Below are 11,313 nucleotides of genomic sequence, written 5' to 3' on the forward strand. Positions count from 1 at the left end.
AATGTTCAAATGTAAAATGATTATTTAAAATTTTCCATTACCAGTTCCCAATCTTTAAGTGTGTCGACATCTATTAACTCTGGCAACAGTACATAGTCTGCGTTCATTAATTTTATTTTTTCAATGGTTTGGTTCAAAACGGCAGAAGTGCTCCATTCGACATCCTCGAACAGCTGTGGATGATGGTCTTTCATCCCTAACAAATAGTATCCTCCATCATTGGCCGGACCCAGGACAAAATCCTTTGAATCCAGGGCATTAAAAGCCTGATCAATCACTTCGGAAGTAAGCTCTGCACAATCTGTACCTATAATACATACCTTTCTGTAGGCAACAAGTTCTTCCTGAAAGGCTGCGGCCATTTTAGCCCCCAGGTCCCCGGAATGCTGTTTCTTCTTTTGGGCGTTGACCCAAATGTCTTTCTTTGTGATTTCCGATGAATAGTAGACCTTGCTGTCAGCGTTAGCTTTGGACGACTCTTTTTGAGTAAAGTCCAGCAACTTTTTGTAGATCCGTAAGGCCTCATCATCACCCACGTTCTTTGCCAAACGCGTCTTTACTTTACCCAATTCCGGGTTTTTCACAAAAATGATAAGTGCGTGATCAGACATATGGCAACAGAGGTTTTCGTTTTATGATTTCGTAAAATCCAACACCCATGATGACCGAATATTCTAAAGCAATCCAAAGCATGGGATGTGTATAGCCTGCTGATGAATAACCAATATAAGAAAGGACAGCCAAGAAAGACCAAACTATTGGAAAGGCATATCCGGTCATACAACTAAAGGCAATCAGCGGAATCACATACCAGGGATGTACAGTTGTCGCCAATATTAGTTGTACAAAAAGAACGAGGGTCAACGCCTTGAACCAATCTGTATTTCTATTGACCACAACAAAACTGTAAACCATAATTATTGCAAAAGCTGCGTAAGACATCCTCGGACCGGCTGTTTGGACAATATCATATCCCATCACCCAAAAACCAGTTTCTCGGATCAGAAAAAATAGGCCGGCATTGAACTCAAATTTCCTAAAGAACAAATCCAATCCACTGAACATACCTTTTAATATTTCGAAGTCGAGAATAGGAAAAGAAAGCCCCACCAAAATACTACCAATGATTATATAACCTATAGCAGCCCGCTGAAATCCCGTTTTTTTGAGTAAGACTGGCAGAAACATGAGTGGCGTTAATTTGGCCAGGATGCCCAACGAAAGAGCAACAGCTGCCTTTCTCCACTGCTCCTTTTGATAAAGCCAACCAGCTAACAATACGAAAAAAACCACAAGCCCTTCAAAGTGAAGGTTACCTATGAGTTCTAAAATCACAAGCGGATTGAGGGCATAGATCATCACTTTGGAACTGTCGGAAGTCAATTGAAAGAGTAAGTAAATTGCAGCTACCTCAAACAAAAGCAAGACGATTCTAATCAAAGTCATGGAAAGAAATACATCTTTAATTCCGAACCAGGCAGGGATTGAAAAAATGTATTGACTAAGAGGCGGATAGGTCGAATGATATTCCGGTGAATTCAAACGCTGGTATAGTTCGTCATAACCCGCAGGTAGTTCATTCATCAAATCAGCAGGAGTAGATGAATAAGGGTTGATACCCTCTACCCAAATCTGACCATCCCAGATAAAACGATAGTAGTCATCTGACAATCTTGGTGATCCAAAAAAAAGGAGCACGCGCATGACAATCGCAAGAAGCAGTAGTTGATTAAAGTTAAGGTCTACTTTTTTGTAAAATACCAGATAAGAAATGAATGCAACGAGATAAGAAACTATCAGCCAGTTACTGCTTCTTTCAGTCCCATAATGTATAGTCAAAATGGGTAATAACAATCCTAAGAAGAGTATTACGGTTTTAACGCCGAAACCCCATTTAGGCATGTTTGACATTTTTTAAAGAATGAAAAAATATAATACCGAAACCTGTCGCCAACATGATATGAAAGATAATCAATCCGAAATCATGCAACCACCAAGCGGATACAATGCCCATTACAAAATACAGACAAAGCACTCCCTCTAACAGCGTACCCCAGGTCAATTTGGTCTTGATATATTGATTGCTCACCCAGCTCTCGTTTTTCGTGGTAATGTTAAACTTAGGGGTTCGGATGAACGGTGTCTTGAAACCCAGAAAGCCTTCCATGACAGCCATTGCGTTATGCAGGGCCAAGCCCATAGAAAATGATAAAAAAAGCGGGAATTTCTTTAGAAAAATGACTCGGGTTCGCACTTTCTCGATCTGCTTCAGGCCTACATAATAAAAGGTGGCAATGGAAAAGAATCCTAATAGGAAGAAACTGCCCAGGTTGAACAACCATTCCAATCCAGCATTGGCATCTTTGATATAAAGCATGGGTATGCTCAATACTGATGCGGTCAGTAATAGCACAAAAACACTGCTATTGAGTAAGTGCATGGCAGCGTGAAGTTTGATCATGAAGGACATGTCAGAACGAAAAACATTAAATAGATTTTTCTTTGCCGTCTCAGCGGCGCCCTTATTCCATCGATACTGTTGGGACTTAATGGCCGACATAATCACGGGAAGCTCGGCAGGAGACTCCACGGTTTCGTCAAACTGAAACTTCCACCCTTTAAGCTGTGCCCGGTAACTAAGATCAAGATCTTCTGTCAGTGTATCTGCAGACCAACCACCGGCATCCAACACACAGGATTTGCGCCAAATTCCAGCGGTGCCATTAAAATTCATAAAGCTTCCCGAACGATTACGTCCACCCTGCTCTACGGTGAAATGAGCGTCCAGACCAAATGCCTGCATCTCGGTTAGCATAGAATAATCCTTGTTGACATGCCCCCAGCGGGTTTGAACCATACCAATTTTTTCGTTGCCGAAATAGCCAACAGTTCTTTTTATAAAATCGCTACCTGGAAGAAAATCGGAGTCAAATATGGCCATAAACTCCCCTCTGCAAATCTCAGTACCGTGGGCCAAGGCTCCTGCCTTAAAACCTTTTCTATCTGTACGTCTGATTTGAAGTATATCAAACCCTTCGGCTTGATACTGTGCCACTTTTCTGGCAATAATTTCCACCGTTTCGTCAGTAGAATCATCGAGCACCTGAATTTCCAACTTGTGTTTGGGATAATCCAGTTTAGTAATGCTGTCAATGAGACGTTCGGCAACATATTTCTCATTAAAAACCGGCAGCTGAACCGTTACAATAGGTTCATAGTCCGAATCAAAATTGGAAGTATCCGTTGATTTGGGTCTGGTATATATCCAAGTGAGATGCAGCTGACTCAAGCTGAATAAAAAGATGGCAAACAAGGCTGTACAGTATACAACTACTACGATCCACTCCATTTACAAATATCTAAATATAGTTTGAATGATTTTGTATCCGGCAAGGATTGTTCCTTTGACCGTTCCTGATATCTTAGATACACCAATTCGGTTGCGATAGTTCACTGGCACTTCAGCTATTTTCATTTTTTGCTTGGCTGCTTTGAGTTGCATCTCCACCGTCCAGCCATAGGTTTTGTCCTGCATCTGCATTTGAAGCAAACTCTGGTAGTTGATTGCTCTAAAAGGACCAAGGTCGGTATAGCGCACTTTATATAATTTTCTGAGCAAAAAAGTGGCGAGCCAGTTGCCAAAAATCTGTTGCGGAGTCATGGCGCCGGATTCTTTCCGACCAAGTGCACGTGAGCCAATTACCAAATCTGCATTTCCGGTTCTGATGGGTTCAAGTAAGGCGTGCATATGCTCAGGGTAGTCCGAGTGATCTCCATCCAGAAAAACAACCGCATCAGGTTTGGGGTCAGTTTGGTCTGCGATATATGCCATTCCCATCAGGCAGGCATAACCATAGCCCCTGGCCGATTCTTCGAGGACTATAGCCCCACGTTTTTTTGCTACCTCAATAGAGTCATCCGTAGAACCATTGTCTACTACGATGATATTTCGTACTCGCTCTTTTGGTATTTCATCAATGACCAAGCCGACGGCATTTTGCTCATTGAGAACGGGAATGATAACATCTACGATCTGAGATTTAGCCATCAATCCTCTGGATAAGGAATGAATATGAAATTAGTGAACTCTTCGTCAACTACGAACAAGCAACAAAACTCATCAGGATTCTTGTAGGCCTCTTTGAAGATATCGATGTTCTTTTCTTTGACCAGGTCTCTCTGTACAAACTCATCCAAAAAAGACGCTGAATAATTCCACTCAGCATCCAGTTCTTTTTGTTTGATCAAAATCTGACCTACGCCTACTTCTGTTTTCGCTATTGCGAAAATGGGGTAGTCAGAAAAACCACGACTTCTGATCTGATAAGAAGCCTCTTTCAGATTGTCTGATACCTTGATAAAATCCTGAGTAATTGTACCCAGGTATTTGCCGCTTAGTTCCGGATCGTTATTCATAAAATTGTAATGCTCTTATGTTAATTTTTTGGTAACACATCTAATGACAGAATAAATCCATCCAGGCCGTCAAAAGATTTAATACTCTCCTTTTTAGTCTTGATCGTTTGTGTAATAATTATCTCTGCTCGTGCAAAGAACGAACAAATGCATCTCAATTTCCATTTTTTTCAAATCGAAAAATTGAATCTGGGTTCATTAATTTTTGAAGAGCCTGTATTAGAGCTCATCATTTTGCGGTTGTTAAATATTTGACTGCCCTACCTTCTGATAACACATAATAACTCAAGTTGGGGCAGATGCATTTGGAACCGGTAGAGTTGAACAATTGAACCATACTAGCAACTGTCGGAAAAGTTATATCATTTGCCGGAATAGTACAACATCATACATCAGGCTAACCATAGTTTTGCTCCTAAAAAAATTAAAATAAAGCTTTCATGATTCATTATAGAGCAAAGTTTATCCTGTTTTTTATCTGGTTGGTTCCATCTATACTTCCGGCGCAGCCTCAGAAAGCACTGTGGGAGGCAATGGATTCACACTCAAGAATCTCAGAGCAATGGCAGGGAATACCTGTGAATAGAAAAAAACTCAATCGTGACATGCTTGTCCATGTTTTAAGCGATATTGATAGGAATGGCAGTTCCACAATCAGTATTCCTCATCCTTCCGGTGCAGAAACGCAGTTTGACATCCAGCCATCAAATCTTTTGTCAAGGGAAGTCCAGAATCGGCATCCTGAAATTCAAACATTTAAAGGGTTCAACAAAAGCGGAGAGTTGGTTCGGATGAATTGGACCACAGATGGTTTGCACGCCATGATCTTTTCAAAAGATGGCACGATCTATCTCGATCCAATGAGTCATGAGAGAGATGAGTATGTATCCTATTTTGAAGCAGATTATAGAAGTGCTCACAAAGACGGATATCAACCTGCTTGTGGTAGCAATGATATTCTTTCTGAAGATAATCAAATCGACCATAACGGTAGGCTTCTAAATACTACATTTCAAAAAGGTCAGGTTGGAGATCAGTTCAAAAAGTATCGCTTAGCCCTTGTTGTCAAGTCGAATTTTACCAACGAAAGAGGGGGCGGCAATGTGAACACTGCGTTTAACAAGGTTTTGAGTATCGTAGACCGCCTGACGGGTATTTATGAATCTCAACTAGGTATCACTTTTGAGTTGGTGACAGGCACAGAAACCGTTTTTTCCGATAGCAATCCTGGACCATACGTACTTTCAATCAATAGATTAACAGGAAATGACAATGATCGTATCCTGGCTATTAACTATCTAAACGATGACAATAACCTAGGCGCAGACAACTATGACATAGGACATGTCATAGCAGCAGGGCATCAAGGGGGTATTGCTTCTATTGGTCGTGTATGCCAAGATAACCTGAAGGCCGGCGGTATGACAACATTTCCTTTGGGAGTGGACATAGAGGTAATTTTGATTCGGACTTTTGTTCATGAAATAGGCCATCAATTTGGTGCACTTCACACCTATTCTTCAGTAGATGCTGGGTGTAATGGTGAATTCCAGATTAACGGAGCCTATGAAATAGGCAGTGGAAATACGCTTATGTCATATGCTGGTGTTTGCGGAGACAATAACCTTCAGTCCCTCAGTGATGATTATTACCATGCCATATCTACACAGCAAGTATTAGCTTACACGACAACAGGTGATGGAAAGGGTTGTGGGGTTCCTGTAGATCAGGATAATACACCTCCGGTAGTCAGCATTCGGGAAAGTGGTTTTGTAATACCTGTTAATACTCCGTTCGTTTTAGAGGCTGAGGGAAGTGATGAAGATTTAGATGATCTGACTTACAACTGGCAACAATTTGACCAGGCGACTGCAGAAGAAAACATGCAGGGGACGACTGAAGGCGGGGAACCTCTTTCCAGAGAGGAATTTATTGCAGCAGGTTTTGTAGATCCTAATCTTGCTGACGAACTCATTGATTTAGCGTACCAAGCTTATTTGGTAGATTTTGAGTATGCGTTTAGAGGAGACGGCCCTCTCTTTAAAAACTTCAAACCTACTGCCAACAACAAAAGATATTTTCCCGGGCTCGAACTTGTCTTAGCCGGAAACACCTCTAGCACTGAAGTGATGCCTTTTACCTCCAGAGCACTAAACTTTGCGATCAGTGTCAGTGACGGTGTAGGCGGTACAAATAACGATTTGATTTCATTTACTTCCACCACGGAAGCGGGGCCGTTTCAAGTCACAACGGAATTCTCCAATCCTTCTTATAATGGTCTAAGTAATATCACGCTCAATTGGGACGTGGCTAACACTAATTTAGCACCCGTCAACTGCCAGAAAGTAGCTGTTCTTTTTTCCACAGATGGTGGAGAAAATTTTGATATCACGCTTTTGGAAAGCACCGATAACGACGGCTCGGAGACGATCAGGTTACCGAATTTGCCTACCTCAGAAGCCCGAATCATGGTCAAAGCTGTTGATAACATTTTCTTTAATGTCAACGATACTGATTTCAGTGTATCAAAATCCGATGTGGATATACCAGAGGCACCTTCTACATTGGCTGGAATCAGAGAGAATAGTACCACCATTGATCTATCCTGGTCTGACAATAGTGAAGTTGAAGACGGGTTCATCATAGAAAGACAATCAGAATCTGATACAGATTTCGCAGAAGTGGCAAGGGTAGCGGTCAACATTCAGAAATACCGTGATCAGAATGCAGCAGCTAGTGAATTACATACCTACAGAGTGGCAGCATTCAACGCCACAGGTAGTTCTAACTATACCCATTCGATTTCGATCGGACAAACGGCATCTTCCGCTACCGATATCTTAACTTTTGAGCTGACACAACAAGTCGGCAACACAGAAATTGATGATGAAGCTCATACTGTAAGTGTCAACTTAGCCGCCGGAACAGACATTAGCGCTTTGAACCCTACCCTCTCCCTCTCTGATGGTGCTACAAGCACTCCTGCAAACGGACAGACGGCAGACTTCACTAATCCTGTGACATATACCGTAACTGCCGAAGATGGAGTAACTGTGCAAGATTGGACCGTGGAGGTAACTGTAGACCAAAATGTATTGGCCATAAACAAAGAAAAAGATTGGGACATTTACCCAAATCCTGTGAATCGCATCTTGCATATCAAGACTCTGGAACCCGTGATGGTATATCTAACCGATATATTTGGTAGAATGGTGTTAGGTACGAAGACTGGTAGTCATATTGAGTTAGACCTGGAAGGGTTGTCGACAGGAACCTATCTGCTGCTCATGGAGTATCAAGGGGCGACAAACATTCAAAAGGTTATCAAAACCAGCACTGAAATCAATTGAAGATCGACGTGAGCCGCATCTATCCAATAATTGACCTCAACAACACTTTGTTCAATTTCTTATAGGTAAAGGCATTCTTTTAATCCGCCTTGACTTAAGACTGCCATCTGGCAGTCTTTTTTATTCCCTATTTTAATTCCTCAGTTCCAACAGTACAATATTCTCCACAGCGTGCGAGTACAGCGTATTAACCTCTCCGTTTTCCCGCAGATAGGTTGAGAACAAGCCAAGAAATGCTTCCTATTTTTTTGAAAACTCAAGAGCAATAAGATTTTTCCAGAAATATACATACGGTATTGTATCAGGGCAAAGTAGAATAGTTCTAATGCATAATTCCCTTTTCCTTTAGGAGTTTATACTTTTCTCCACAATTCATACTTGTCAGTTGGTTACCATTGGATCCTTTACCCTTTCCCTTACGATATTGAGCCTTGTTTTCGGCGACGAACGCATTCCAATAGGCTTGGGCCTCCTCTCTGAAAATATCAATAACATGTCCATCTACTTCCTGATTATGGGCATCATTATCTGGGTAAGTCTGGATTAACGCGGCGAGCTCATTGTCTATCTGAATTAGATCGTAGATGTCGAGTTCTCCATGATTGAATCTCGGAACACCGAGAACGAATTTGGTGATGTACTGAACTGCATAGATATCTTCGGCGTCCAAGGAGGCACCTTTTGTCTCAAGTTCCCTTTGCATGGGAAGGGCAAAAGATTCTGCAATAAATGAACGTTCAGTACCATCAAGAAAAACTAACTCATCATATTTCTCCTGTAATCTCTTGGTTCCTGCCAATGGATCTTTACCATTTTGCCTATTTTCCTTCTTTCTGATTTCCAATGCTTTAGCGGCAGGCTTTAATCTAGGAGCTGTAGCATTCCAGGTATTTAGGAATTCGTATAGCGGTTTTCTGATTTTGCTTTTTTCAGAATGATGAAGTGAAGCTACCTTTTCTGAAATGGTCAGTTGCGCGAAACATGGTAAGGTAAAAAGGCAAACCATTAAAAACACCAGGGAAGATTTAGCGGTAGTCATGATTATACGTCTTGAAATTCGAATGATCAATTTAAAAAAAGAATTACAAAAGATTTAGCGCGAATAAATTAAAATCATAAATCAACTTGTTTTTGTTTATGACCTCTGGTAGACACTTGATAGATTCGATAATCGACACACAAACTATACTCTGAAAATTAGTCAGTTACAAAAAATGAGATGCATTTTTGTTTTCTTAATATTCATAGTCCGACCCTCGTCACGGACTAGAGAAGACTCCATTTTGTTCAGATGAAAACGCGCATGGGTTAAAGCATATCAATAAAAAGGGCTGCCTAGATATTTATAGACAGCCCTTCCCATGTATGGGATTAAAAATGAAATATCATTTTTAGATTATTCAATAATAAACTTTTGGACCCGTGTTTTATCACCAGCAATAATATTTACAAAATAAATACCCGGCGATAGTTTATTTATTTTTATGCTTTTATTTACTCTAATTGAACTTTTAGGCACCTTTTGAATTATAGTTTCTATAGTTCTTCCATCCATTCCATTAATAGCAATGGTATAAGATGACGATTGAAGGTTAACGATTTCCAGATTAATAAAATCTTTTGCAGGGTTGGGAAATACTACAAAATCCAACTCTCCAAATAGCTCTTCTTTGTTCATGGCACCAGCATCTTTTTTGTTCATGAAGCGAGCATTTGAATTTGCAGAACAAGGGCCAAGATCTTTCCACCAATGGGCTGCCGTGCCCGGAGTAACATTGAAGAGATTATCAGCAAGGCACTCATAGTTGTTGCCATTGTAGCTAACCACATCTCCAGTCATATAAACATTTGGATAAGGACCGTAAGCTGTAGCACATCCGCCTGTATTGCCATTGCAACTTCCTGTAGAATTGTAGGTTGCCTGATTACAAACTATGGTAAAGTTACTTACCTGTTCTCCAGACGGTTCGTGGGCATCCCATTGACTCCCTACCGTAGTACTTGCCAAATAAGTACCTCCTACACTAGCAGATCCTTGTAAAGAATTATTCTGGTAATACTCTAAAGTACAATCTGTATTATTGGTAAATGTAACATTCACTGCATCTCCAGTATTACATCCACCATTGGAACAAGGACCAAGATCCTTCCACCAATGGGCTACCGTGCCAGGTGTAACATTGAATAGGTTATCAGCAAGACACTCATAGTTATTGCCATTGTAGCTAACCACATCTCCAGTCATGTAAACATTTGGATAAGGGCCGTAAGCTGGAGCACATCCACCTGTATCTCCAATACAGTTACCTGTAGAGGTGTATGTGGTCAAATCACAAACAATATGAAAGTGACTTTTTTGTTCGCCTGAAGTTTCAAGGGCATTCCAGTGACTGTCTACCGTAGTATTTGCTATATATGTGCTACCTGCAACAGCAGATCCCTGCAAGGAACCTCCCTGATAATATTCTAAGATACAATCGGTATTATTTTGAAAAGTAACGCTTACCGGATCGCCGGCAGCGCATGTGCTTCCGTTGCACGCTCCTTCAGAGGCATAGATGGATTGCCCACAAGCAATTGTAAAGCTATCTACTTGCTCTCCCGAAGTTTCACGGGCTTCCCACAGACTCCCTACCGTGGTATTAGCAACATAAGAGCTTCCTGAATTGGCAGATCCCTGCAAACTATTATTTTGAAAATACTCCAGGGTACAATTCGTATTGTTGGTAAAAGTAACGTTTGCCGGATCACCAGTAGTACACCCAACACCGCCAGAGACCAATACATCGCTTACCGAATAAAATGCCTCATGGCTATCGTTATAATCTCTTTGCCATACACTTACTATTGCTGCTCTTTTACCATCATAAGAATCAGGAATAAATGACTGAATCGTGGTGAATGGTGCTGCAGGCCCTTTGCCCACACTGCCAATCTCTATGAGCTCATTCCATAGCAATGGTTTTGTGGGGTCCCAATTTAATGGAGTGATATACACTTTGTAATATTCCGTTTTGTGAGGAGCAGTATTCTGCCAGAGTACATCAATGTATCCATGGTTAACAGTTGTTGTTGACCAAGCAGTTGTTAGCGCATCCAAACAGGTAAAATCTATCGCGCTACCGTTACCTCCACTGGCGATTTGACCACCTGGAACGAAAGCCTGATGATTTCCAAACTGGGTATCAGGCTGTAATACCCCCATCCAATTATAGATGGCCTCACCGCAAGAACCGCAGCCAGCGTCAGATGGGTTGGTATAACAATTATAAATCCTACTTGCAGGGTAAATAACAGTACCATGCGAGAATACGGATTGAGCCGTACTCAATAGAAATAAAAATCCGAGAAGTTTAAAAGTTTTTTTCATGATGTTAAAAATTTCAGTTAGAATGGTTTAGTTAAAGGTTTTTATAAGTGGAATGCTTTGCCTTAAAAAATTGGCAAACGCAGAAATTGATAGTAATAAGGAAAAGATTATGGAATGCCCGTACTTAGGCGGGAGCTCCGAGGACAAAGGCCGTCCCTTGAGTCGTAAACTTAATAG

The 11,313-nt window shown here is 41.1% G+C and carries 8 protein-coding genes; 1 reads left to right on the forward strand and 7 read right to left on the reverse strand.

The features are described 5' to 3' along the window. Positions 1-20 precede the first annotated feature (20 nt). From ABJD64_RS17010 to ABJD64_RS17030, 5 genes are read right to left on the reverse strand one after another with little or no spacing between them, the layout of a single operon-like run. Positions 21-611: a TIGR04282 family arsenosugar biosynthesis glycosyltransferase gene (locus tag ABJD64_RS17010; RefSeq protein ID WP_348181784.1), complete on the reverse strand. Its 591-nt coding sequence runs from the start codon at positions 609-611 to the stop codon at positions 21-23. After that, positions 604-1,902, reverse strand: coding sequence for a glycosyltransferase family 87 protein (locus ABJD64_RS17015; protein ID WP_348181785.1), 1,299 nt, complete (start codon positions 1,900-1,902; stop codon positions 604-606). The genes ABJD64_RS17010 and ABJD64_RS17015 overlap by 8 nt, the downstream gene beginning before the upstream one ends. Further along, positions 1,895-3,349, reverse strand: a complete 1,455-nt coding sequence (locus tag ABJD64_RS17020; protein WP_348181786.1) for a cellulose synthase family protein — start codon at positions 3,347-3,349, stop codon at positions 1,895-1,897. Before ABJD64_RS17020 ends, ABJD64_RS17015 begins: the two co-directional genes overlap by 8 nt. Beyond that, positions 3,350-4,048: a glycosyltransferase family 2 protein gene (locus ABJD64_RS17025; RefSeq protein WP_348181787.1), complete on the reverse strand. Its 699-nt coding sequence runs from the start codon at positions 4,046-4,048 to the stop codon at positions 3,350-3,352. It lies immediately after the preceding gene. Beyond that, complete coding sequence (locus ABJD64_RS17030; protein WP_348181788.1) at positions 4,048-4,416, reverse strand: hypothetical protein; 369 nt, start codon at positions 4,414-4,416, stop codon at positions 4,048-4,050. The genes ABJD64_RS17025 and ABJD64_RS17030 overlap by 1 nt, the downstream gene beginning before the upstream one ends. Positions 4,417-4,856: 440 nt before the next feature. On the opposite strand from ABJD64_RS17030, the gene ABJD64_RS17035 reads away from it, so the two are divergent. Continuing rightward, the gene (locus tag ABJD64_RS17035) at positions 4,857-7,766 is read left to right on the forward strand and encodes a reprolysin-like metallopeptidase (protein ID WP_348181789.1); all 2,910 of its coding nucleotides are present in this window, start codon (positions 4,857-4,859) and stop codon (positions 7,764-7,766) included. Between the two features lie 322 nt (positions 7,767-8,088). Here ABJD64_RS17035 and ABJD64_RS17040 read toward each other — a convergent pair whose 3' ends face one another. After that, entirely contained in the window at positions 8,089-8,805 is a 717-nt protein-coding gene (locus ABJD64_RS17040) for a hypothetical protein (protein WP_348181790.1), read from the reverse strand. Positions 8,806-9,162: 357 nt separating this feature from the next. Then, on the reverse strand, positions 9,163-11,136 hold the full coding sequence (locus ABJD64_RS17045) for a lytic polysaccharide monooxygenase (protein WP_348181791.1): 1,974 nt from the start codon (positions 11,134-11,136) through the stop codon (positions 9,163-9,165). Positions 11,137-11,313: the final 177 nt, after the last annotated feature.

The sequence above is a fragment of the Reichenbachiella sp. genome (assembly GCF_039944555.1).
Taxonomy (GTDB): Bacteria; Bacteroidota; Bacteroidia; order Cytophagales; family Cyclobacteriaceae; genus Reichenbachiella.

Coding starts and splice junctions, on each gene's coding strand:
- ABJD64_RS17015 (WP_348181785.1), bottom strand. CDS start 1,902: ATGCCTAAATGGGGTTTCGGCGTTAAAACCGTAATACTCTTCTTAGGA.
- ABJD64_RS17045 (WP_348181791.1), bottom strand. CDS start 11,136: ATGAAAAAAACTTTTAAACTTCTCGGATTTTTATTTCTATTGAGTACG.
- ABJD64_RS17035 (WP_348181789.1), top strand. CDS start 4,857: ATGATTCATTATAGAGCAAAGTTTATCCTGTTTTTTATCTGGTTGGTT.
- ABJD64_RS17020 (WP_348181786.1), bottom strand. CDS start 3,349: ATGGAGTGGATCGTAGTAGTTGTATACTGTACAGCCTTGTTTGCCATC.
- ABJD64_RS17030 (WP_348181788.1), bottom strand. CDS start 4,416: ATGAATAACGATCCGGAACTAAGCGGCAAATACCTGGGTACAATTACT.
- ABJD64_RS17025 (WP_348181787.1), bottom strand. CDS start 4,048: ATGGCTAAATCTCAGATCGTAGATGTTATCATTCCCGTTCTCAATGAG.
- ABJD64_RS17010 (WP_348181784.1), bottom strand. CDS start 611: ATGTCTGATCACGCACTTATCATTTTTGTGAAAAACCCGGAATTGGGT.
- ABJD64_RS17040 (WP_348181790.1), bottom strand. CDS start 8,805: ATGACTACCGCTAAATCTTCCCTGGTGTTTTTAATGGTTTGCCTTTTT.